The sequence below is a fragment of the Aquimarina intermedia genome (assembly GCF_008124785.1).
GTDB classification, from domain to species: Bacteria; Bacteroidota; Bacteroidia; order Flavobacteriales; family Flavobacteriaceae; genus Aquimarina; species Aquimarina intermedia.
Genome location: NZ_VNHU01000002.1, coordinates 317,897 through 340,509, shown reverse-complemented (window position 1 = coordinate 340,509; position 22,613 = coordinate 317,897). Strand labels below are relative to the sequence as shown.

General features: G+C 36.0%; 24 protein-coding genes and 1 tRNA gene. 10 read left to right on the top strand and 15 right to left on the bottom strand.

Annotated features, from left to right (window positions below):
* Window positions 1-2 precede the first annotated feature (2 nt).
* From rodA to purH, 6 genes are all read right to left on the bottom strand, one after another.
* Entirely contained in the window at window positions 3-1,256 is a 1,254-nt protein-coding gene (rodA, locus tag BD809_RS04160; RefSeq protein ID WP_148781686.1) for a rod shape-determining protein RodA, read from the bottom strand.
* Window positions 1,257-3,128 (bottom strand): penicillin-binding protein 2, encoded by a 1,872-nt coding sequence (mrdA, locus tag BD809_RS04155; RefSeq protein ID WP_148781685.1) that lies wholly within the window; start codon window positions 3,126-3,128, stop codon window positions 1,257-1,259. It abuts the gene before it with no gap.
* Complete coding sequence (mreD, locus tag BD809_RS04150; protein WP_148781684.1) at window positions 3,125-3,631, bottom strand: rod shape-determining protein MreD; 507 nt, start codon at window positions 3,629-3,631, stop codon at window positions 3,125-3,127. The genes mrdA and mreD overlap by 4 nt, the downstream gene beginning before the upstream one ends.
* Window positions 3,628-4,449 carry a rod shape-determining protein MreC gene (mreC, locus tag BD809_RS04145; protein ID WP_148781683.1) on the bottom strand — a complete coding sequence of 274 codons (822 nt, stop codon included), beginning with the start codon at window positions 4,447-4,449 and terminating at the stop codon, window positions 3,628-3,630. Before mreC ends, mreD begins: the two co-directional genes overlap by 4 nt.
* 115 nt (window positions 4,450-4,564) lie before the next feature.
* Window positions 4,565-5,593: a rod shape-determining protein gene (locus BD809_RS04140; protein ID WP_148781682.1), complete on the bottom strand. Its 1,029-nt coding sequence runs from the start codon at window positions 5,591-5,593 to the stop codon at window positions 4,565-4,567.
* A 44-nt stretch (window positions 5,594-5,637) separates the two neighbouring features.
* The gene (gene purH, locus BD809_RS04135; protein ID WP_148781681.1) at window positions 5,638-7,170 is read right to left on the bottom strand and encodes a bifunctional phosphoribosylaminoimidazolecarboxamide formyltransferase/IMP cyclohydrolase; all 1,533 of its coding nucleotides are present in this window, start codon (window positions 7,168-7,170) and stop codon (window positions 5,638-5,640) included.
* Window positions 7,171-7,322: 152 nt separating this feature from the next.
* On the opposite strand from purH, the gene BD809_RS04130 reads away from it, so the two are divergent.
* The gene (locus BD809_RS04130) at window positions 7,323-8,576 is read left to right on the top strand and encodes an ABC transporter permease (RefSeq protein ID WP_148781680.1); all 1,254 of its coding nucleotides are present in this window, start codon (window positions 7,323-7,325) and stop codon (window positions 8,574-8,576) included.
* Window positions 8,577-8,581: 5 nt separating this feature from the next.
* On the opposite strand, the gene BD809_RS04125 is transcribed toward BD809_RS04130, so the two are convergent.
* Window positions 8,582-9,019 (bottom strand): retropepsin-like aspartic protease, encoded by a 438-nt coding sequence (locus tag BD809_RS04125; RefSeq protein ID WP_148781679.1) that lies wholly within the window; start codon window positions 9,017-9,019, stop codon window positions 8,582-8,584.
* A gap of 114 nt (window positions 9,020-9,133) precedes the next feature.
* Between BD809_RS04125 and BD809_RS04120 the strand changes: the two genes are divergently transcribed.
* The 8 genes from BD809_RS04120 to BD809_RS04085 all read left to right on the top strand — a co-directional run bounded on the left by BD809_RS04120 (window position 9,134) and on the right by BD809_RS04085 (window position 14,602).
* A complete protein-coding gene (locus tag BD809_RS04120) occupies window positions 9,134-9,922 on the top strand; it encodes a TatD family hydrolase (protein WP_148781678.1) in 789 nt (262 codons plus the stop codon).
* Window positions 9,923-9,964: 42 nt separating this feature from the next.
* Entirely contained in the window at window positions 9,965-10,999 is a 1,035-nt protein-coding gene (locus tag BD809_RS04115) for an asparaginase (protein ID WP_148781677.1), read from the top strand.
* Window positions 11,000-11,066: 67 nt separating this feature from the next.
* Window positions 11,067-11,154: transfer RNA gene (locus BD809_RS04110), tRNA-Ser, on the top strand.
* 82 nt (window positions 11,155-11,236) lie between these two features.
* On the top strand, window positions 11,237-12,040 hold the full coding sequence (locus BD809_RS04105) for a MotA/TolQ/ExbB proton channel family protein (protein ID WP_148781676.1): 804 nt from the start codon (window positions 11,237-11,239) through the stop codon (window positions 12,038-12,040).
* A 98-nt stretch (window positions 12,041-12,138) separates the two neighbouring features.
* Window positions 12,139-12,612, top strand: a complete 474-nt coding sequence (locus BD809_RS04100; protein WP_148781675.1) for a hypothetical protein — start codon at window positions 12,139-12,141, stop codon at window positions 12,610-12,612.
* Between the two features lie 5 nt (window positions 12,613-12,617).
* Complete coding sequence (locus BD809_RS04095) at window positions 12,618-13,226, top strand: ExbD/TolR family protein (RefSeq protein ID WP_148781674.1); 609 nt, start codon at window positions 12,618-12,620, stop codon at window positions 13,224-13,226.
* 25 nt (window positions 13,227-13,251) lie between these two features.
* A complete protein-coding gene (locus BD809_RS04090; RefSeq protein WP_148781673.1) occupies window positions 13,252-13,734 on the top strand; it encodes an ExbD/TolR family protein in 483 nt (160 codons plus the stop codon).
* 151 nt (window positions 13,735-13,885) lie between these two features.
* The gene (locus tag BD809_RS04085) at window positions 13,886-14,602 is read left to right on the top strand and encodes a porin family protein (RefSeq protein ID WP_148781672.1); all 717 of its coding nucleotides are present in this window, start codon (window positions 13,886-13,888) and stop codon (window positions 14,600-14,602) included.
* Here BD809_RS04085 and BD809_RS04080 read toward each other — a convergent pair.
* From BD809_RS04080 to BD809_RS04045, 8 genes are all read right to left on the bottom strand, one after another.
* Window positions 14,597-15,199: a hypothetical protein gene (locus tag BD809_RS04080; protein ID WP_148781671.1), complete on the bottom strand. Its 603-nt coding sequence runs from the start codon at window positions 15,197-15,199 to the stop codon at window positions 14,597-14,599. The genes BD809_RS04085 and BD809_RS04080 overlap by 6 nt on opposite strands.
* Window positions 15,199-16,656 carry an RNA polymerase factor sigma-54 gene (gene rpoN / locus BD809_RS04075; protein WP_148781670.1) on the bottom strand — a complete coding sequence of 486 codons (1,458 nt, stop codon included), beginning with the start codon at window positions 16,654-16,656 and terminating at the stop codon, window positions 15,199-15,201. The genes BD809_RS04080 and rpoN overlap by 1 nt, the downstream gene beginning before the upstream one ends.
* A gap of 158 nt (window positions 16,657-16,814) precedes the next feature.
* A complete protein-coding gene (locus tag BD809_RS04070) occupies window positions 16,815-17,453 on the bottom strand; it encodes a response regulator transcription factor (RefSeq protein ID WP_148781669.1) in 639 nt (212 codons plus the stop codon).
* 86 nt (window positions 17,454-17,539) lie between these two features.
* Entirely contained in the window at window positions 17,540-18,310 is a 771-nt protein-coding gene (locus BD809_RS04065) for a sensor histidine kinase (RefSeq protein ID WP_148781668.1), read from the bottom strand.
* Window positions 18,283-18,600: a hypothetical protein gene (locus BD809_RS04060; RefSeq protein WP_148781667.1), complete on the bottom strand. Its 318-nt coding sequence runs from the start codon at window positions 18,598-18,600 to the stop codon at window positions 18,283-18,285. Before BD809_RS04060 ends, BD809_RS04065 begins: the two co-directional genes overlap by 28 nt.
* Window positions 18,601-18,969: 369 nt before the next feature.
* Window positions 18,970-19,650 (bottom strand): hypothetical protein, encoded by a 681-nt coding sequence (locus BD809_RS04055; RefSeq protein WP_148781666.1) that lies wholly within the window; start codon window positions 19,648-19,650, stop codon window positions 18,970-18,972.
* 238 nt (window positions 19,651-19,888) lie between these two features.
* Window positions 19,889-20,365 (bottom strand): GNAT family N-acetyltransferase, encoded by a 477-nt coding sequence (locus tag BD809_RS04050; protein WP_148781665.1) that lies wholly within the window; start codon window positions 20,363-20,365, stop codon window positions 19,889-19,891.
* A 3-nt stretch (window positions 20,366-20,368) separates the two neighbouring features.
* A complete protein-coding gene (locus BD809_RS04045) occupies window positions 20,369-20,845 on the bottom strand; it encodes a MarR family winged helix-turn-helix transcriptional regulator (protein WP_148781664.1) in 477 nt (158 codons plus the stop codon).
* A 243-nt stretch (window positions 20,846-21,088) separates the two neighbouring features.
* Between BD809_RS04045 and BD809_RS04040 the strand changes: the two genes are divergently transcribed.
* A complete protein-coding gene (locus BD809_RS04040; RefSeq protein WP_148781663.1) occupies window positions 21,089-22,582 on the top strand; it encodes a catalase in 1,494 nt (497 codons plus the stop codon).
* Window positions 22,583-22,613 lie beyond the last annotated feature (31 nt).

Here is a 22,613-nt window from a genome sequence, read left to right as displayed (position 1 = left end):
AGTTACCATTCGTTAACCCGGTTTGCATCCAGTTTAATAAAGATAAAGAGCAGTAGTGTAAAACCCCATAGTCCTGAACCACCATAACTAAAAAAGGGTAAGGGTATACCCACAGTAGGTAACAATCCTGTAACCATACCAACATTTACCGCAAAATGGACAAATAGAATTCCAACAACACTATATCCATAAATTCTGCTAAATGTAGACTTTTGACGCTCAGCCATAAACAATAGTCTGGCAAGGAGAAAAATAAATAATAAAATTACGGCAGTGGCACCAAGAAAGCCCCATTCTTCACCTACAGTACTAAAGATATAGTCAGTATGTTGCTCTGGAACAAAGCCTCCTTTAGTTTGGGTTCCCTCTTTCCATCCCTTTCCAGTCCAGCCGCCACTTCCTATAGCGATCTGGCTTTGGTTTGTATTATATCCAATACCTTTGGCATCAACTTCTTTACCCAAAACAATATTAAATCGATCACGATGCCGTTGTTCAAATACGTTGTTAAAAATATAGTTTACTGAAAAGCAAAACCCTGTGACAACTAAAAGGACTAATAAATATCTCGAATATTTCGGTTTTCGTTTTCGGTTCTTTAGTAAAAACATAAACATGGCGACTGCTAGACCTACAACTACCCAGATCGGACCGAATAACAAGGTTAATACAAATAAAAATGCTGCAGATGCGCCAATAATTAAATAGGTTGCTGCTAGACCTTCACGATATAATGGAAATAAAAAAGCACTATAAACCAAAGCACTGCCAGGGTCTGGTTGTGGTATAATGATTAAAGCTGGCAACGCTATAATTAGAAATGCTTTCAGTTGATGATTGAGATATCGTATATTAGTTTGCATATCGCTCAAAAACTTTGCGAGAGCTAAGGCAGTAGCCGCTTTTGCAAATTCCGAAGGTTGAATGCTCATAAATCCAAGATTATACCAGGAAGTTGCTCCGGATATAGTTTTTCCAAAAATAAAAAGACCGACAAGTGAAGCAAGTGAAAATACATATATCACACTGGCAAAACGCTCATAAAATTTAGCTTCAATCGCTTGGGTGATTATAATTAATAGTAAACTTAAGGCAATCCAGTATCCCTGCTTAATATATACTTTTGAAAAATCGGTCCAAGAAGCAAATTCATCCCCGTAAGAAGCAGAATAAATGTTTAACCAACCAAAAAGCACTAGGAGGGTAAATAAAAATACAGTCAGCCAATCGATTGAGGCGATGCTCGATTTTGCCATCTATTGATTAATTTTAAAAGGTTCTTTACTGTAGGGCTTGGCATATTCATCTTCTAAACTATGTGAAAGCACCCAGTCTTCAAGATCTTTTCTCGATATACTGTTTTTTAAATGTTTTTCTATCATAAGAGAAGCAATTCTTCCTGCATACCGAGCACCCCAATATCCATTTTCAACAAAAACAGCAAGCGCTATTTTGGGATTTTCTTTAGGTGCAAAGGCAATAAAAACAGAATGATCTGTAAGTTGAACGCGTTCTCCGTTTATCTTAGTGTAATTTTCTGCAGTTCCTGTTTTACCACAAATGTCAATACCTTCAACTTGCAAAAAGCTAGCGGTTCCTTGTGTGTATACTTGATGCATACCTTCAATAACTGGTTCAAAATGTTCTTTATCAATAGAGGTTTTCTTTGGAACCGTATAATTTTTATCTTCGATTGGTTTATTGTCAATTGCCTTTATAATATGCGGGGTGTGAAAATACCCGCGATTTGCAATAGCCGCTGTCATATTTGCTAGTTGAATGGGGGTAGCGAGCACTTCTCCTTGGCCGATGGCATTAGATATAGTACCGGTTGCATACCACTTATATGTAGGGTAGTCATACTGTTTATTATAATCCGCGGCGCTGGGAACCCTCCCCGGACGACCTGCTGATAAATCATTACCTAGATAATTACCTAAGCCAAAACTTTCAACATGCTTTTTCCAGTTATCAACTCCCTCTTGAGGGGTATCATATTTTTCAATGATTCGTCGATACACATTGGCAAAATACGCATTGCAAGAATGGGCAATTCCTGGAATCATATTTAACGGACTACGGTGTGAGTGACAGCCCAATCGTCTATTGGTTTTTCCATAGTAATAACCCATATGACAGGAAAATCGTTCCTGAGTATCAACAATACCTTCTTGAAGACCTATAAGGGCATTAATTGTTTTAAATGGGGATCCTGGGGGGTATTCGCCTTTCACTCCTCTGTCAAAAAGAGGCTTTCCGATAGTGTCATAAAATAACTTAGTAAACTCTCTGGAACGCTTACGTCCAACTAATAATTCCGGTTTGTAGCTTGGTGCTGTTACCAGTGCTAAGATTTCTCCGGTACTAGGCTCCAACGCGACAATACCACCTCTTTTATTGACCATCAGGCGTTCTCCATATTTTTGCAAAGCAATATCAATAGTAATTTGAAGATCTTTACCATTGACGGGCAAGGTGTCAAACTTACCTTCTTTATAGGGACCTATATCTCGATTGAAACGATCTTTTTGTATTCTTTTTACTCCTTTAATACCTCTGAGTTCCTGTTCATATTGTTTCTCAACCCCATCGATCCCGATAAGGTCCCCAGAAAGATAATATGGATCTTTTCTAATAGCAGCATCGTTTACTTCGCCTATGTAGCCAAGAACATTGGATGCATGGTAGGTTTGATAATCACGTAGCGATCGTTTTTGAATATAGAATCCTTCAAATTTCCTCATTTTTTCTTGAAGAAAGGCGTACTCATCTTTTGTGAGTTGAGGGATTACTATAGAAGGAACTCTGGGAGAATAAGATCTGGCCTTCTGAAGTCTGCGAATAAGTTTATCCTTTGAAATATTCAAAACAGAACAAAATTCCAAGGTGTCAAATGGCTTCAATTCTCTGGGAATTACCATCACATCGTAGGAAGGTTGATTAGTAACCAGTAACTTACCATTTCTATCATAAATCGCTCCCCGTTGCGGATAGTCATAAATTACTTTAATTGCATTATCTTCTGATAATGAGGCATAGGAAGTATTATAAATTTGAAGGTAGAATAACCTGGCAATAAAAATTATTCCTGTGGTTATAATTATTAAATAAAGCAACAATTTTCTCATGTATCATTTTTTCGGAATAAAACCAATATCAGCATCGTCATCAAAATTGTGAACAGACTAGTAAATAAAGCTTTTTTAAGGATTATTAGTATATGCATAAAGTTAAAAACTTCTAGCGAAAACAATACCAAATGATGAACAACAACTGTTAAAGTTACGTACATAAAGCGTTCCCCAAAACGTAACTTGCTCAATTTCACCGTCTGAAATTCATAACTCAGCCCAAAAGCAGTTCTCAAAATGAAAGGACGCACATAAGTTGCAACTAGGCATGCAGCAGCATGTACACCCCCTGAGTCTCCTAAAATGTCTATACAAAGCCCTAGGAAAAAGCTGGTAATCAAAAAAAGGCTTCTGTTAATGTTAATTGGTGCTAGAAGGATAAAAATAATATAAATGTATGGATTGAGATATCCTAAGAAATTAATGTTATTTAATAAGAGGGACTGCGCCAATATTAAAACTATAAACCTTCCGATATGGACTAAAATAGAGTTACTCATTCATCAAGAGTTTGTAATGTTTTAATTTCTTCAGCATTGTGATTTTCAATTGCATATACGTACCCTATATCTGTCATATCATTAAATAATTTTACCTCAATGAGGTAGTAACTATTATTTTGATTCATTGTGTAGTTACTTATCACACCAATGCCAATGCCTTTGGGGAATATTGTAGAACGTCCATGAGTAATGATAGTATCACCTTTTTTAATAATCGCTTGTTTTGGGATGGTTGCCAGTTGAACCATATTAGGGTCTTTGCCATCCCATAGTAAGGAGCCATATTGATCAGAGTTTTTAAGACCTGCATTAATTCTGGAGTTGCTATTAAGGATAGAGATCACTCTTGCATAATTAGCAGACGTGTCTTCTATGATTCCAACAATCCCTTTATCAGTTATAACGCCCATATCAATTTTAATACTGTCATTTGCACCTTTATCAATCAAAATGTAATTATCTCGTTTTTGATAATCGTTTCGAATGACATTTGCGCGAAAGTAGGAGTATGGCGTAGCAAAAGTACTTGTGTCAATAATTTTTGAGCTACTCGTATCCGCGGTTGCTATGGTAAGTTGATTTCGCAGATATTCATTCTCTATAAGCAGACGTTCATTTACACTTATGAGATTAAAATATTTTCCAATTGAATGCTGCCATTTATAAAGACCACCACTTACAAAATTTGTAGAACTTATAACTTTACTGCGATGATAGCTATGTGACTGTATAGTAAAGCCGATAGCTACAAGCAATAAAAATATAAAAAGCAGAAAATTTTTATTGCGTAATAAAAAGTTAATGATCTGCTGCATATGATAGGGGGTCTCTTAATATTATACGTTAAATTCCTATGTATGCAAAATCGTTATCCTGCATAATGAAGCAGGATAACGATAGAATTTACAATAAGGTATATATTTACTTTTTTTATTTTATTAATACACTTTTAAATTTGATTAAATTTTTAAGCGCTATTCCTGTTCCTCGTACAACGGCTCTTAACGGATCTTCTGCAATATATACAGGGAGATCTGTTTTTTGAGATAACCTTTTATCCAAACCTCTTAGCATCGAACCTCCACCCGCTAGATAAATTCCGGTATTATAAATATCTGCCGCAAGCTCTGGTGGTGTTTGCGATAAGGTTTCCATGACAGCATCTTCAATACGTAAGATAGATTTGTCTAAAGCTTTTGCGATTTCTCTATAAGATATTTGCACCTGTTTCGGTTTACCAGTAAGTAAATCACGACCCTGAACATTCATTTCTTCTGGCGGAATTTCTAAATCTTCGGTAGCAGCACCAATCTGAATTTTAATCTTTTCAGCAGTGCGCTCTCCTACATAAAGATTGTGTTGGGTACGCATGTAGTAAATGATGTCATTGGTAAAAACATCTCCCGCAATTTTGACAGATTTGTCGCACACAATTCCACCAAGTGCTATAACTGCAATTTCAGTAGTACCCCCACCGATATCAACAATCATATTTCCTTTGGGTTGCATAATATCTACACCAATACCAATAGCAGCAGCCATAGGTTCGTGGATCAAGTATACTTCTTTACCATTTACACGTTCTGCACTTTCTTTTACGGCGCGCATTTCCACTTCCGTAATTCCCGAAGGAATACAAATAACTAACCGCAATGCAGGAGTAAACAGCTTTTTCTTCAATGCCGGAATATCCCTGATAAACATACTTATCATTTTTTCACTAGCATCAAAATCTGCTATCACACCATCCTTCAAAGGGCGTATAGTTTTTATGTTTTCGTGGGTTTTACCTTGCATCATCGCGGCTTGCTTACCAGCGGCAATTATTTTACCCGACATGATATCCCGGGCGACTATAGATGGACTATCTACAACAACTTTATCATTATGTATGATAAGGGTGTTTGCGGTACCTAAATCTATAGCTATTTCTTCGGTGAAGAAGTCAAAAAATCCCATATACTGTATTAAAAAGGGTTAGAGTTGGAGTAAATGTACTAAAATTAATGTTTAAAATGACGCGTTCCTGTCATAACCATCGCAATTCCATTCTCATCACAGTAATCAATACTTAATTGATCTTTGATGGAACCTCCGGGTTGAATGACTGCTTTTATCCCTGCGTGATCTGCAATTTCAACACAATCAGGAAACGGAAAGAAGGCATCGCTGGCCATAACCGCCCCATTAAGATCAAAATTGAAAGAAGTAGCTTTCTCAATAGCTTGCTTTAACGCATCTACACGAGATGTTTGTCCAGTTCCGCTTGCCAATAATTGTTTGTTTTTAGTAAAAACAATAGTGTTTGATTTTGTGTGCTTACAAATTTTTGAGGCAAATAACAGGTCATCAGTTTGGTTGGCGGTTGGAGTTATTTTGGTAGCGGTTTTGAGATCTTCAACAGTATCTGTTTTAAGATCTTTGTCTTGTAACAGAAATCCATTAAGACAGGTTCGCACCTGATTTTCTGGAAGTTTAATGTCTTTTTGAATTAATAGAATTCTATTCTTTTTACCTTGTAAAATTGAGACCGCATCTTTGCTGTAAGAAGGTGCAATTACAACTTCGCAAAATAGTTTATGAATTTCTTCTGCCGTATCACGATCAATTTCGGTATTTGATATCAGTATGCCACCAAATGCTGATACAGGATCCCCGGCTAAGGCATCGGTATAGGCTTGAAAAATAGTGTTGCGTTGCGCAAGACCACAAGCATTATTATGTTTTAAAATAGCAAAGGTTGGGGCTTCTCCTTTGAATTCGCTCATAAGATTCACAGCTGCATCTACGTCCAAAAGATTGTTGTAGGACAACTCTTTCCCGTGTAACTTTTCAAACATTGCGTCAAAATCGCCAAAGAAAGTTCCTTTTTGATGTGGGTTTTCACCATAACGAAGTGTTTTTCCTTCAGACTCACTTAACTTAAGGGAAGCTATTTCTTCAGTTGTATTAAAATAATTAAAGATAGCGGTGTCATAATGAGACGAAACATTGAATGCTTTAGCTGCAAAGCGTTTTCGTTCAGTAAGTGAAATTTTACCATTTCCTTCGTTTAAAATATCCAAAAACTCTTTATAGTCATTCATGGATGAAACACAGGTAACATCTTTAAAATTTTTAGCAGCAGCTCTAATAAGAGAAATACCACCAATATCTATTTTTTCAATAATATCTTGTTCTGATGCTCCTGAGGCTACTGTTTTTTCAAATGGATACAAGTCAACTATTACAATGTCGATTTGCGGAATTTCATATTGCTCTAATTCTGCCACATCACTGCTATTGTCTTGACGATTTAAAATACCACCAAAAACTTTTGGATGCAACGTTTTTACTCTTCCGCCCAGAATAGAAGGGTAGGAGGTTACATCTTCTACAGGAACCACAGGTATACCAAGATCTTTAATAAATTTTTCAGTCCCTCCGGTAGAATAAATAGTCACACCAAGTTCGTCTAGTTTTTTGACAATTGGAGCGAGTCCGTCTTTACTAAAGACAGAAATTAATGCTGATTTTGCAAGTGTTGTGTTGCTCATGAGTACATTTAGTTAGTAAAAACGCAAAAATAGCAATTTAGTTCTCATATTAACAATCTCATACAGGGATTTGTTTGTAGAGATTGTAACAAAACTTTATCTTCAACGTCCTATCATGTATGTGTTGATAATTGATTGCTAAAACGCGGATTATGCTGATTTATTTAAGAATTTTAAAAGAGAGCTTTAATTTTGCGGTAAGTGCACTTACTAATAATAAATTGCGTACGTTTTTGTCACTGTTAGGGGTTACTATCGGAATCTTCTCGATAATTGGCGTTTTAGCTGCAGTGGATTCTCTGGAAAAAGAAATTAAAGGTAGTATTAGTTCTTTAGACAATAGTACGATTTATCTTATGCGTTTTTCATTTGGGCCTTCTAATATTCCACAATGGAAAAGAGAGCAATTTCCTGATGTTACGTATGAGGAATATCAATATTTGAATCGCAACCTTCCAGATTTAAAAGCTGCAAGCTTTGTGCTGAATGTAGGACCGGAAACGATTAAACATCAAGACAAGAGTATAAGCAACGTAGAAATAGTGCCGGTCTCTCACGATTATTATAATATTGAGGAATTGCAGGTTGTTGACGGTCGTTTTTATAACGAGCAAGAATCCATGGCAGGATCACCTGTTATGGTAGTGGGAGATGAAATCGCAAAGCAATTATTCGGTGATACGAATCCTATTGGTAAGAAGGTGCGTTTGTACGGAAGAAAATTTACCATTCTAGGCGTTCTAAAAAAGGAAGGAGCAGGGCTTTTTGGTAATTCAAAAGATACAGCCGCAATTGTTCCTGTAAATATGGTGCGACGAATTTATGGGAATAACAATAAATTTACATTTCCCGCAATAATTATTAAACCGGAGTCCGGCACTGACGTGGCAGAATTTGTGGCGAGTGTAACGCAAAGACTACGTGCGTTTCGGGGAATAAAAACCGATGAAATTGATAATTTTTTTGTTAATCAATTACAAGGATTTACAGACTTTATCGATAATATTACAGGACAAATGAATATAATCGGTTTGATGATTAGTGGTTTTTCCTTACTTGTTGGGGGATTTGGTATTGCAAATATTATGTTTGTGAGTGTTAAAGAACGAACAAACCTTATTGGAATTCAAAAATCACTGGGCGCAAAAAATAAATTTATTTTGTTTCAGTTTTTGTTTGAAGCGGTAATTCTTTCATTGATAGGTGGATTAATCGGACTATTTCTGGTATATCTTATCTCCTTAGCCGCGTCACAATTTACGGGAGATTTTGAATTTATATTATCGCCTTGGAATATAGCGTTAGGTACCTTGGTATCCTCAATTATCGGATTAATATCCGGTATTCTGCCGGCCATCTCCGCTTCACGTCTGGATCCTGTAGAGGCCATTAGGACAGGTATGTAGTTGGTTTATTTAAGATACAGGGCCTTGTTCGCATAATCTATAATGGCCTTTCCTTTTTTAAGAATATCTGCACCAATAATCCCATCCACGGGATCGGCATTGTGTGTCACTAGAGCCTGATTTACATGGGACAGGTCAAAAAGTACCAAAGACACTTTGCGGGTGTTCCATTTACCTAAATTGAGTGTGTTGTTATTCGATAATTGTGTAAGCATATCATTAGCTCCGGCTCCGGCAGCTTTAATTTCACTTTCTTGCGTGAATAAATCAAATTTTTCTGATGCTTCAAAACCGACGCACGAATTAGAAGCGCCAGTGTCAATTATGAAGTTTCCTTCCACCGTGTTCAAAATAGCCTTTGCTTCAAAGTGATTAGTTTTGGTTAGTGTAAGTTTAATTTTGGTATACCCCTGGTTAACTAAGAATTTCCGTAACGTAGTCATGAATTGTTGTAGAATTTTAGTAAAAATAAGATTATTACTTTTGGCAAGGATCGATTTAATTAATATTTAGATGAAATCTGCTGCTCTGGCAAGTAAATTAATTAATTTTACCGCATGGTTTTAACAGATACACATACACATATATATAGCGAGTCTTTTGAAGAGGATCAGATAGAAATGATGCAGCGTGCTATAGATCGTGGCGTTCAGCGATTTTTTGTACCTGCCATTGATTCTACGTATACCGAAGCAATGTTTGCTATCGAGAAGCGTTTTCCTGAACATGTTTTTTTGATGGCAGGACTTCATCCTACACATGTAAAAGAAAATTATTTAGATGAACTAGCTCAGGTTAAAAAGGCTTTAATGTCTCGTAATGGGAGCGATGAGGGCGCTAAGTTTTATGCTGTAGGCGAAATTGGGATTGATTTATATTGGGATACCTCATTTTTGAAACAACAGCAAGAAGGGTTTAGAGAACAGATTCGAATGGCCAAGGAGTTTGGGTTACCGATAGTAATTCATTGTCGTGATGCCTTTGATGAAGTATTTGAAATTTTGGAAGAAGAAAAATCTGAAGCGCTGAGAGGGATTTTTCATTGCTTTACAGGAACACTGGAACATGCCAAGCAAGCAATTGATCTTAATCTAAAGCTGGGAATCGGAGGTGTGGTTACCTTCAAAAACGGAAAAATCGATAAATTCCTTAATCAAATTGATCTAAAACATCTGGTATTGGAGACAGACGCACCTTATCTTGCACCTGTTCCTTATCGAGGTAAACGAAATGAGAGTTCTTACCTGGTGGAGGTAGCCGATCGTTTATCTGATATTTATCAGTTATCAATAAAAGAGATTGCGAAGCAAACCACACTCAATTCTAAAGAAATATTTGGAATATAAAATTGCTTGGAAAGTTAAATAAGGAAGTATAATAAGATAGATATGATAACTACACCAACAATACTGCTTATCTATACGGGCGGTACTATAGGTATGATAAAGGATTTTGAGACAGGAGCGTTGGTGTCCTTTAATTTTGATGAACTTTTATCAAAAATACCGGAGCTCAGGCAGCTGGAATGTAAAATAGAAACTCTTAGCTTTAAAGAACCCATTGACTCTTCTGATATGGACGTTGAACAGTGGAAGGTTCTGGGAGATTTAATTTATCACAATTATGAAGCCTATGATGGATTTGTAGTTTTACATGGTAGTGATACGATGTCGTATACAGCTTCGGCTATTAGCTTTATGTTTGAAAACCTGGCAAAACCAATAATTTTTACAGGATCACAGCTTCCAATCGGGGACTTGCGAACAGATGCCAAAGAGAATTTGATTACCGCTGTTCAGATCGCTGCTTTGCAGGAAAAATCGAAACCGGTTATAACCGAGGTTGGGTTATATTTTGAGTACAAATTATTAAGAGCAAACAGAACGACTAAAATTAATGCAGAGCATTTTGAAGCTTTTAAATCTTATAATTACCCTGCTTTAGTAGAATCAGGAGTGCATTTAAAGGTGAATTATTCTGTTCTTCGGGCAGCAAATCGACGTAAGAAATTACAATACCACACACATTTTAACAATAATGTGCTTATTATAAAGATGTTTCCGGGGATAAAATCGTCGATTTTGAGTGAAATTTTCGCTTCAAAAGCAATAGAAGGAATTATTCTAGAAACCTACGGTTCTGGAAATACCACGACTAAAGAATGGTTTATAGATTTAATTTCTGAAACAATTAAGCGGGGTGTTCCCGTGGTAAATGTCACGCAATGTGCCGGTGGATCTGTCGAAATGGGTAAATATAGCACAAGTGTTGCACTCCAAAAAGCAGGTGTGATATCGGGTAATGATTGCACTACGGAGGCTGCAGTAGCAAAATTGATGTATTTGCTAGGAGAGGAAATTCCGGCTAAAGTCCTTAAAACCATATTCGAAACTTCTCTGCGTGGGGAAATGTCAGAAAATTAACGCCTCAAATTTTATCAGCTAACTTTTTTTTTGTTATTTGCCAACCAAATTTTGGGAAAAATTTCATAGAGAGGTGGCCGAGTGGTCGAAGGCGCACGCCTGGAAAGTGTGTATACGTCACAAGCGTATCGAGGGTTCGAATCCCTTCCTCTCTGCATTATTATCAAAATTTTAATAGAATTTATATTATTTTTTTATCTTTAACCCTTTAACTAATTAAAATTAAGAATCAGCGCAATGAAAAGATTATTCTCTATTCTGGCAATCGCTACAGTAATGTGTTTTGCTAATGTAAAAGCGGCTACTGTTCCTGCTCAGTTATTATCGACAAACATGCAATTATTTATTGCACCTATAGCTACTGCAACAGTACAAGATGAAGTGGCAGAAGACACTTCCGAAGAATTATCCTTCCACCAGGAATTAAAAAAACGTTTTATTGAAGGTGGACCAGAGTTTATGGGGATTGTATTATTATGTTTAATTCTTGGACTTGCCATTGCAATTGAAAGAATTATCTTTTTAAACCTTTCTACTACAAACACTAAGAAGCTTCAGCAAAATGTTGAGGATGCTTTAAACAATGGTGGTGTAGAAGCGGCTAAGGAAGTTTGTAGAAATACAAAAGGTCCTGTTGCATCTATCTATTATCAAGGTTTAGACAGAGCAGACGAAAGCGTTGACGCAGCAGAAAAAGCTGTTGTTGCTTACGGTGGTGTTCAAATGGGACAATTAGAAAAGAATGTATCATGGGTGTCGTTATTTATCGCACTTGCACCAATGCTTGGTTTCATGGGTACGGTAATCGGTATGATTCAAGCCTTTGATAAAATTGAAGCAGCTGGTGATATGCAACCTTCTCTTGTGGCAGGTGGTATTAAAGTGGCACTTTTGACTACAGTATTTGGACTTATTGTTGCAATTATACTTCAGATCTTTTATAACTACATCGTAGCAAAAATTGACAGTATTGTTAATGATATGGAAGACGCTTCGATTACTTTGATCGATATGTTGGTAGCTTATAAGAATAAAAGATAAGTAGTACACTCTATTAGACACTAGTTTTGAGTGTCTGGAGCATTACTTATTTCACTGAATCAAGGGGCACCTTTGGTGTCCCATAAAAAAATAGTCACATGAAAATTTCAAAAATATTATCATATGCTGTTCTGGCAATTGGAGCTGTGGGAATTATCCTTTGGTTTCTTATGAACAGCACGATTGATAGCCTAATGAATGACAATGGTGTGTCTGAGGCTCGTGAGTTACCTCTTGATGTATCAGGTGCAGCGGTAAATCCGCTTTACAGTCTTACATTGGTTATCTTCGTAATAGCTATTATCGCGACATTAATTACTGTGTTGACGGCACTAGCTAAAAATCCGGCTGGACTTAAGAATACTGCTATTGGCATTGTAGCTTTTGTAGTAATAATCGGTATAGGATTTGTGTTAGCTGAAGGTATTGAAACACCTTTGAAAGATGGTGAAGTTCTTTCTGAGAATGGATCTAGATGGGTAGGAACGGGATTATATGCCTTTTACTTTTTAGCTGTAATAGCTGTTGGTTTAATGGTGATCTCGGGATTAAAGAAATTAATAGGTAAATAAAAATTATGGCAAAAAGAGCAGCACCAGAGGTAAATGCGGGATCAATGGCTGACATTGCATTTTTACTTCTTATATTCTTTTTGGTTACTACGACTATCGAAACAGATAGCGGTATTAGCCGAAAACTCCCGCCTCCACAATTAGAAGATGTTGAGCCTCCTGTGTTGAAGGAGAAAAACATTTTTGTTGTTGAGTTGAACAGAAATAATGATTTATTGGTGGAGGAAACACCGATGGAATTGAAGGATTTGCGTAAAGCAGCAATTGCCTTTCTAGATAACGGTGGTGGACAAGGAGATGATGCGTGTCGTTATTGCCAGGGAGCTAAAGACCCTAGTTCATCCGACAATCCGGATAAAGCAGTTATCTCTCTAAGAAATAACCGTGAGACTACATATGCAACCTATATTGCAGTTCAAAATGAATTGGTTGCGGCGTATACTGAGTTAAGAAACAGAGAAGCACAACGTCGTTTTGGTAAGAGCTTTGTCCAAATGGAAAAAGATTTGAAGGATGTTAACTATTCTGGTTCCAAAGAAAATTTGAAAGAGCAGATTAAGACTATTCAAGCTTTGTATCCGGAAAAGCTTTCAGAAGCAGAGCCTAAGAAATAATTGAATAACATAAAAACAAACAACTATGTCTAAATTTAAAAAGAAAAAGAGCGGTGAATTACCTGCTATTTCTACAGCATCGTTACCAGATATTGTATTTATGTTATTGTTCTTCTTTATGGTGGCCACAACAATGCGTGAAAACACCTTGTTGATTGAGAATAGACTGCCAACCGCTGATCAGGTAGAGAAGTTGGATAAAAAAGATTTGGTAATGTATATTTACGCTGGTAAGCCTAGCGCAAGATACAGATCGACTGCAGGTACACAAGCTAAAATTCAGTTGAATGATAAGTTTGCCGATGTAAGTGAGATCAAACCATTTATTCTTGCTGAAAGAGCAGCTAAAAGAGAGGAGCTTATTCCTTTTTTGACAACTGCACTAAAAGTAGATGGTGATACCAACATGGGTCTCGTAGGTGACATTAAAAAAGAATTGAGAGAAGTACAAGCATTAAAGATTAACTATACGACCAGAACTGGGTCAGCAATGGATAATCTAAAGTAACACTTTTTTATAAGTAAGAAAATCCTGTTTTATTCGTAGAACAGGATTTTTTGGTTTATACCCTGTAGGCTGTTTTGTTGCCAGATATTTCTTTTAGTATTACAGGGCACTAACCTTTTAATTATAAAGGAAAGCAGCTATCTTCGTACTAATGATAAAACGTATTATTCTTATCGGTATTTGTTTACTTACAACAGAAAGTATCTTTGGTCAACAGCAAACTATTGAGAGTTTGCCTAATGACGAACGGGTTATTGATTCCTTGTACCGCGAAGATCAGTTCTATGTTGGTTTTACTTTTAATTTACTCTTTAATCGGCCCAAAGGAGTGAGTCAATCCGGTTTTTCTGGAGGATTGCATTTGGGCTATACAAGAGATATGCCTATAAACAAACGACGTAATTTGGCTGTTGGTTTGGGGTTAGGATACTCTGTTAATTCTTTTAGTCAAACGTTATTTATAGGAGAAGAGGAGGAAAATGAAAAAACTATTTTTGCCTCGTTGGATGATGTTTCTTATGATTCCAACCGATTTACCACACATTTAATAGAAAGTCCTTTAGAATTAAGATGGCGTACCTCTACTGCCAAGTCTCACAAGTTCTACAGGGTGTATACAGGTTTGCGGTTAGGGTATTTGTTTTACTTTAATTCAAACTTTCAGCAAACTGATAATTCGGTGAGTCAAACCAAAATTGATGAGCTTAATCGTTTTAGAGCTGGGGCAACCTTTACCTTTGGGTGGAACACCTTTAATTTTCACTTTTATTATAGTTTAAACAGTTTGTTTGACAAGAATGCCCGGATAGGAGAGGAACCTGTGGGAATAGAGGTGGCAAAAATTGGGTTAATGTTTTATATTTTATAGCCAAAAATTCACTAGAAGTATTTGTGGAAATACACCAATAAATATACCTAAGGTAAGCTCCAGAGGATTATGTGCTTTTAAAAAAAGTCGTGAAGTAGCTACCAACCCGGTGCTGATAGAAGCTATGGCTATGCTGTTAGTTAGATTGACACCGAAATGAATACTCAAAATTATTAAAAACATGGTTACCGATGCGACTCCTATCATATGCAGGCTGGCTTTGACGTTAAACATGGCCATAAAAAAAGCACAAAGCGCAGAAAACAGAGTGCCTACAAAAAAGAAATAAAGTTCCGGATAATTATAGCTGTCCACAATCGTTCTAAGAACCAAAAGGAAAAGCGCTGATTGAATAACAAGAGGTATTTTTCTTTGTGTTGTAGTGTCTAGATTGATTGATGTTACCGCGCCTATAGTTTTGAGCAGAAAATAGCATACAATTGGTATCAATACTGTGATGATAAATAATCCGTAAATCTTAGATTGAATTACTTCTTCAGGGAGAAAACGCGGAGCCACTATAAAATATATAATTGCACCCGTGATAGGCATTACAATAGGATGAAACAGATATGATACGGTTTTAAAGAAATTCATTAGATTTTTTTACGTAATCTGGCCACTGGAATATCCAGTTGCTCTCGGTACTTAGCAACAGTCCTTCTGGCGATCGGATACCCTTTTTCTTTAAGTATTTGAGCTAATTTTTCATCGGTAAGCGGTTTTCGTTTATCTTCTTCGCTCAAAGTGATTTCCAAAATCTTCTTGATCTCTCGGGTGGATACTTCCTCACCTTGGTCGTTGGTCATCGATTCTGAGAAGTATTGTTTAATTAATTTCGTTCCGTAGGGAGTGTCGACATATTTACTATTGGCAACACGAGAAACTGTACTCACATCCATCCCTATCTCATCGGCGATATCTTTGAGAATCATAGGTTTTAAATTACGTTCGTCACCACTTAAAAAGAACTCTTTCTGATAGTGCATGATAGCGCTCATGGTAACAAATAAGGTTTGTTGTCGTTGTTTTACAGCATCAATAAACCATTTGGCAGAATCTAATTTCTGCTTAATAAACATGACTGCATCCTTTTGAGATTTGGACTTCTCTTTGCTGTCCTTGTATCCCTGAAGCATATTATTATATTCGCGAGATACATGTAACTCTGGAGCATTACGTCCATTTAAAGTCAGCTCTAGTTCACCGTCTACGATTTTGATCGTAAAATCAGGAACTACATGCTCCACCATCCGGTTGTTACCAGAGTATGATCCACCGGGTTTAGGGTTAAGATGTTCGATCTCCTCTATAGCCTCTTTTAACTGTTCTTCGCTTACGTCAAATTTGGCAATCAATTTATCATAATGCTTTTTGCTAAAATGGTCAAAAGATTTTTTTAAGATATCAATAGCCAGTTTAATGGGTATTGTCAACTCTTTTCTTTCTAATTGCAGAATTAAACACTCCTGCAATCCTCTAGCTCCAACCCCGGCCGGGTCGAGCTGCTGTACAATATGTAGAATTTCTTCTATCTTTTCTTCAGACGTATAAATGTTTTGGGTAAAGGCTAAATCATCCAAGATATCAGGTAATGCTCTGCGTATGTAGCCGCTCTCATCAATACTACCAACTAAGAATTCAGCGATCTGTGTTTCTTCATCGGTTAAGCGATAGGTATTTAGTTGGGTTAAAAGATATTGATTAAAGGTAGTTCCTGAAGCGTAAGGAACATTTTTTTCTTCATCATCAGCACTATAGTTATTCGAGCTTAATCGGTAATTAGGAATCTCATCGTCGCTTAAATATTCATCAACATTGATATCGGTTTCGATGGTTTCATTACCATAATCATCATCTGCATTTGATTCACTGTACGAATCTTCATACTCATCAACAGAATCCTTACCACTATCCAACGCAGGGTTCTCTTCCATTTCCTGTTTCAACCTTTGTTCAAAAGCTTGCGTAGGGAGCTGTATCAACTTCATCAACTGAATCTGTTGCGGAGATAGTTTTTGAGATAATTTAAAATTTAATTGTTGTTTAAGCATAAAGTAAAATTCTTCAAATACAAAAATAAGTAAAACCCCTCAATTTAAAGATCTTCTATGCTTCAGTTGTCATAAAATGTTGTTAAGAAGAATATTTAAATTTCAAATGGTATTCATTCAAATAGCCTTGAGTTTTTATTCAAATTTATATCAAGATGTTAAGGTGTAAAAATTTTGTGTTTAATAGCATAAATTACTAGACCTGTTCGATTTTTTAAATTTAGTTTTTCAAAAATAGAATCACGATATCCTTCGATCGTTTTAGGACTTAAGCACATGTCGCTAGCAATTTCTTTATACGTTTTTTCGGTACATGCATGTTTTATAAACTCTATTTCCCTTTCTTTAAGAACAGTTTGTTTGTCTTTTTTAGGATGTAACGAGCCCAACAGTAAATCAGTAACACTTTTTGTGTGATAAAAACCAGTTTCCTGAACTTCAATTAACGCATTTTCTAAGATACTTTTTTCAGTATCTTTCAATAAATACCCTTTCGCTCCCGCTTTTAGCATTTTGAGAATTGTGATTTCGTCTTCTTCAACAGAAAGAGCCAATACATTTATTTGAGGATACTGCTCTCTAAGATGTTGTGTCGTTTCTATGCCATTCATTATGGGCATATTAATATCCATTAGTACAATGTCAGGAATGTTTTTTGGATCTTTTAAGCGGGTTACCAATTCTTTTCCGTTTTTACAAACGTAAAGTACTTTGAACTTTGAAAATCCATCCACGAGTCCGGCAAGGGCTTGTGAAAGCAGTACGTGATCTTCGACGATGACTACAGAATAATTCATGCTATGATAATTGTGTTCTTAAGAACAATGATTTAATCTAGGTTGTTGTCGATATTGGGGTATGTTGAGTTGTGGTAATTAGTGTGTCATACTTGGTTCTCTTTATAGTAATATTCGAGCTTTAAAATGGTTCCTCTACCTACTTCGGATCTAATTTCGATGGCAGCATCAATTAATTTACCTCTACTTCTAATATTGCAAAGTCCGATGCCCTGATCGGTTTTTTGTTTAGAGTTGCTAAATCCAATGCCATCATCAGAGGCGGTAATTTGCACTTTCTCTTTATCAAAAATTGCATCGACCCTTAAGTTAGAAGCTTTTGAATGTTTTATAGTGTTAGAGAAAAACTCTTGTAAAATTCTAAAAATTATGATCTCTACCTTTGGATCCATGGCTCGGATTTCCGGCGTACTGGTCATTGCTGCATTGATAAATTGTAAGCGGTTAAATCGTTCAATTTCTAAAGCTATAGCTTCCGTTAGTGATAATTGTTTTATCGCGTCAGGATTGATCAACTTTGACAAAGCTCTGAGCTCCACAAGGCTTTTTGTGATCGTCTCGGTAACATCCTTTAATTTTTCCGGTTGCTCATGCGCTACACTTACCTGTATTTTGGCTAGTGTGAGTAATTGTCCGATATTATCATGCAGCTCCCAACTTATATTACGTAACGTTTCTTCACGTATTTCTATTTGAGTTTGTGCTATGGCTTTTTCAAATTTTTTTGAAGCTTCTTTTTGCTGCAGTAATAGAATGTTTTTCCTTTTTTGAAAAATAAGAAACAAAAAAATCATCACAATAATGATAAAAACTAGTACGATACTAGCGATTAATATAGCTGTTTCTTGTCGCTCCATGTGAATCCAATTATAAAACAGGTGTTCATAAAGATTGTAAGTATAAAGGTGGCTAATAATGGTACCATGTCATCCACTAAATTGGTGTAATAATTTCTCAAAATTCTAAACGGGATGAGACCTATACTATAAACCAAAACGCCTATGCTGATCCAAAATAATAGACTTTTTTCTATTTTTAATACTCTTTCCGATTTCAGCACTTCTATGTAATAAAATACTATAGCAACAATCAAGCAGCTCGAGGCAATAACATGTGGTAGTATTTGAATTTCAGTAAAATAGTTCATGAAAAAGCCATTAAATATTAAAGAAATTAAATAGATATACAGGAAAATGTTGATGGTCAATTTGTATTTTCGACTCGAAATTGAATTTCTAAATAGGTAAAAGTAAAAGAAAAAGTAAACTAAGTAATATAAGTTGTATAGTATATCAGCTTCCTCGATTTTTAAGTGCCTTTTCAGATATATACCGGTAAAAATTTCATTAATGAATGTATACCAAATAAAGATTATAAAATACTTCAATGATTTATTTTTGTAACTTTTCAAATAGAACGCACCAACAATGGCGGTTATCAATTCGAATGACATACCAATGTACATAATCAATAGTAGATTTTCATTTTTCACTGTATAATTATAAGGTTTATAAATTTATGGATGGCTACCCAAATCATTTGCAATAGTGCTCAACTCTTCCTGGAAAATATTTGCAAACGAGAAGAAACTTGCTGTATTTATTTTTGATCTATTCATTCCTCGTATAGGATTTTTTGGATCAGCTAACTCGTTTTCTAAAAACACCAGTTCTGGGGTGCCATCTTTATTTTTATCGACAAACGTAAAGCCACGATGTATACTTTCACTTCCGGTTATGGTGGTGGGAGCCATAAAAAATGTATTTCTTCTAGGATCAGGAATCGGTTTTCCATTTTCAAACTTTTCTTTATCCGGATAGTTACCAAGGTACATTCGATATCCAGTGATGTCAACAGAATCTGGGGTTATACTTTTAACATATGCCATATATTGATCTAGAAACTTTTTACTCAAAAAGAACGATCGAGAAGGTTTAAACTTTTCATTCGCTTTTCGGTTTGAAGGACATAATTTGATTAACGTACTATCACGTTTGCCTTCAAAAGCTTTAATAACACAAGAACGATTATCAGTATAGGTTTGATAGAGTTCTAAAGCATCACTAAAAGAAATTATCTCAGTGGGCTTGTTGGCTATTGGTCGATCTGGACCTTTACAATTGTTAAGCGTAAAAAAAGTAATTATAGCCGTTAAGATGATCACGATTGGATACCCGATTAGATTGGATTGTTTCATTTTATTGATATTAAGGTGATTATGTTAAATAAATGTACCACTCTTAGTTTGTAATTAAAAATATAATTTATAATTACATTAATTGCCAACCACGCAAGGTGTTGATTTTCAATAGTTGTTGCTCGATAGGGGAGTCCTAATTACGTAGGATAGATGTCGAGGGAGGGGGGAATTAACCCCCCTGATTAATTAGGTAAAACACGCTTGTTTTTCATGAGATCTGTGCTCTGTGTAAAAACTAGAATTCAAGTTCCATTTTGATATCACTGCGCAGGTAAGGAGCGTTACTTTCTAAGGGAACTTCTCTAAACCCAAATTTCTTATAAATATGTAGTGCGTTTGCTAATTTGGTGCTTGAATACAAGGTAAGCTTGTTCCATTTTTTAGTCTTGGCAAATGTTAAGCAATGTGTCATGAGTCGTTGGCCAATTTGTTGTCCGCGATATTGTGGGGAGACCGCCATTTTGCCTAACTCATACCCCCCACTTTTCATTTTTATTAATGCAAAAGTGCCTACGATTACATTATCTATTCTAGCAAAGAAAATATAGCCGTCATTATCAATAATAGTGGCTTCGCAATTTTCTAATAGTTCTTGATCATGTGGCTCTACAATAAAATATTTTTCCAGCCATTCTATATTCAATTTGGCGAAATCAGCCGCATATTGTGATTCAAATGGTATAATTTCAATAATTCTTTCGGTATTGGACATGGTTTACAAATTTTCTAAGACTCTTTTGCTGAGTGATTTTTTGGATAATTGGTTTTCGATATATGAAATATGATGTAATAAGTTAGTAGCACTCCCTTGTGTAAGCCATTTAATTTGTTGGTCAATAGCTTGCCATATTGGAGTGAGTTCTTTATGCAGTTCTACTCCTTTCTTGCTTAGGCGAAAATTCTTCTTTCTTTTGTCTACTTTATCAGTTGAGTAAACAACTAATTTTTTATTGCTTAGCTTGTTTAACGCTTGTGTAATGGCAGGTTGGGTATATTGAAGCTGTTCTTGTAGCTCTGTAGTCGTAACACATGTATTGTCAATAAGTATTTTGAAAACAGGAAATAAATAAGGATCAAAATCAATATTATAAGCATCGTAAATTAAGTTAGTTTCTCGCATCAGAGTTTCACTAAGTCGTTTAAGTCTCGAGCCAAGGCCAAGCTCGCCAATATACTGTAGTGCATCAATCATAAGTATTTATATAAGTGCTTATGCAAAAATACGAATTTTTCAAATTCAGTAAGTCATTTTTTGAATAATTACATACTTCTTAGAGCAGCATATCAATTATCAACACCATAAATTTTTCTAATCTTAAAATTATCTTAAATAGATAGGGTTTATTTATACATCAAAACAATCAATTTTATTTATTGAAGATGCAGGATGTAATATCGTATCTTTATTATACTGAAATTAAATCACTTCTATATTATGAGCAATAAAAAACTTACCACGTCAGCAGGTGCTCCGGTACCTAATAATCAAAAATCGTTGACAGCAGGCAAGCGTGGGCCTGTACTATTACAAGACTATCAACTGATCGAGAAATTAGCCCATCAAAACAGGGAGCGTATACCCGAACGTGTGGTCCATGCAAAAGGGTGGGGCGCATTAGGAACATTTACCGTTACTAACGATATAACCAAATATACTCAAGCTAAGATTTTTTCTCAAGTTGGGAAGAAGACAGAGATGCTTGCAAGATTTTCGACTGTAGCTGGAGAATCAGGTGCTGCAGATACAGAGCGGGACGTTAGAGGATTCTCCTTAAAGTTTTATACAGAAGAAGGTAACTGGGATATGGTGGGTAATAACACTCCAGTCTTTTTTGTACGAGATGGCTGGAAATTTCCGGACTTTATCCGAACGCAAAAACGTCATCCTAAAACCAACTTAAGATCACCCGAAGCTATGTGGGATTTTTGGTCTCAGGTGCCGGAGAGTCTTCATCAAGTTACCATTTTGATGTCTGATCGTGGGATACCGACTACACCTATGCATATGAATGGTTATGGGTCCCATACGTATTCCTTTTGGAACCATGACGAAGAGCGTTTCTGGGTGAAATTTCATTTTAAAACGCAGCAAGGACATGAATTTTATACTAATGAGGAAGCTGCCGATATTATCGGAAAAACTCGAGAAAAATATCAGGAAGAATTATTTGGAGCAATTGAAGAGGGAAATTTTCCTAAATGGAAAATGATGGTGCAAGTAATGCCGGAACAAGATGCTGAAAAAACACCATATAATCCTTTTGATGTGACAAAAGTATGGCCTCATGGTGATTATCCGCTCATTGAAGTCGGAGAGGTTGAGTTAAATAAAAATCCTGATAACTATTACCAATATGTAGAAAATGCCGCCTATTCTCCTTCGAATAAAGTTCCGGGAATTGGTTTTTCTTTGGATAAAATGTTACAGGCGCGTGTGTTTTCTTATGCAGATGCGCACCGATATCGATTGGGTACGCATTATGAAGCACTTCCCGCTAATGCTCCTAAATCTGAAGTAAATCACTATCATAAAGACGGACCTATGCGATTTTTTGATAATAACAGTGACAATCCTGATGCGTACTATGAACCAAACACCAAAAACGGTCCGACCGAGGTCCCAAGTGTTGAGGAACCACCACTAAGTATAAATGGAGATATTAATCGCTATGAAGATCAGGATCAAATAGGAGATTTTAAACAGGTTGGGGATTTGTTCAGACTTTTTGATGAGGATCAGAAAGAACGACTCTTTCAGAATATTGCATTGGCCATTGACGGAGTATCTGACCATATCGTGGAACGACAGCTAAAGCATTTTTATGCTGCTGATCCTGCCTATGGTGCCGGCGTTGAAAACGCTATTCGTGAACATAAAGTAAGTAATCCAGATCCTAATTCCAATGTGATTCCTTCAGAGGTACAATAAAAAAATAATAATATAATGGAGAAGCCATAAA

Coding starts and splice junctions, on each gene's coding strand:
- BD809_RS04040 (WP_148781663.1), top strand. CDS start 21,089: ATGAGCAATAAAAAACTTACCACGTCAGCAGGTGCTCCGGTACCTAAT.
- BD809_RS04095 (WP_148781674.1), top strand. CDS start 12,618: ATGGCAAAAAGAGCAGCACCAGAGGTAAATGCGGGATCAATGGCTGAC.
- purH (WP_148781681.1), bottom strand. CDS start 7,170: ATGAGCAACACAACACTTGCAAAATCAGCATTAATTTCTGTCTTTAGT.
- BD809_RS04140 (WP_148781682.1), bottom strand. CDS start 5,593: ATGGGATTTTTTGACTTCTTCACCGAAGAAATAGCTATAGATTTAGGT.
- BD809_RS04050 (WP_148781665.1), bottom strand. CDS start 20,365: ATGTCCAATACCGAAAGAATTATTGAAATTATACCATTTGAATCACAA.
- rpoN (WP_148781670.1), bottom strand. CDS start 16,656: ATGCTTAAACAACAATTAAATTTTAAATTATCTCAAAAACTATCTCCG.
- BD809_RS04085 (WP_148781672.1), top strand. CDS start 13,886: ATGATAAAACGTATTATTCTTATCGGTATTTGTTTACTTACAACAGAA.
- BD809_RS04080 (WP_148781671.1), bottom strand. CDS start 15,199: ATGAATTTCTTTAAAACCGTATCATATCTGTTTCATCCTATTGTAATG.
- BD809_RS04090 (WP_148781673.1), top strand. CDS start 13,252: ATGTCTAAATTTAAAAAGAAAAAGAGCGGTGAATTACCTGCTATTTCT.
- mreC (WP_148781683.1), bottom strand. CDS start 4,449: ATGCAGCAGATCATTAACTTTTTATTACGCAATAAAAATTTTCTGCTT.
- BD809_RS04100 (WP_148781675.1), top strand. CDS start 12,139: ATGAAAATTTCAAAAATATTATCATATGCTGTTCTGGCAATTGGAGCT.
- BD809_RS04055 (WP_148781666.1), bottom strand. CDS start 19,650: ATGAAACAATCCAATCTAATCGGGTATCCAATCGTGATCATCTTAACG.
- mrdA (WP_148781685.1), bottom strand. CDS start 3,128: ATGAGAAAATTGTTGCTTTATTTAATAATTATAACCACAGGAATAATT.
- mreD (WP_148781684.1), bottom strand. CDS start 3,631: ATGAGTAACTCTATTTTAGTCCATATCGGAAGGTTTATAGTTTTAATA.
- BD809_RS04070 (WP_148781669.1), bottom strand. CDS start 17,453: ATGAATTATTCTGTAGTCATCGTCGAAGATCACGTACTGCTTTCACAA.
- BD809_RS04045 (WP_148781664.1), bottom strand. CDS start 20,845: ATGATTGATGCACTACAGTATATTGGCGAGCTTGGCCTTGGCTCGAGA.
- BD809_RS04065 (WP_148781668.1), bottom strand. CDS start 18,310: ATGGAGCGACAAGAAACAGCTATATTAATCGCTAGTATCGTACTAGTT.
- BD809_RS04125 (WP_148781679.1), bottom strand. CDS start 9,019: ATGACTACGTTACGGAAATTCTTAGTTAACCAGGGGTATACCAAAATT.
- BD809_RS04120 (WP_148781678.1), top strand. CDS start 9,134: ATGGTTTTAACAGATACACATACACATATATATAGCGAGTCTTTTGAA.
- BD809_RS04105 (WP_148781676.1), top strand. CDS start 11,237: ATGAAAAGATTATTCTCTATTCTGGCAATCGCTACAGTAATGTGTTTT.
- BD809_RS04115 (WP_148781677.1), top strand. CDS start 9,965: ATGATAACTACACCAACAATACTGCTTATCTATACGGGCGGTACTATA.
- BD809_RS04060 (WP_148781667.1), bottom strand. CDS start 18,600: ATGAACTATTTTACTGAAATTCAAATACTACCACATGTTATTGCCTCG.
- BD809_RS04130 (WP_148781680.1), top strand. CDS start 7,323: ATGCTGATTTATTTAAGAATTTTAAAAGAGAGCTTTAATTTTGCGGTA.
- rodA (WP_148781686.1), bottom strand. CDS start 1,256: ATGGCAAAATCGAGCATCGCCTCAATCGATTGGCTGACTGTATTTTTA.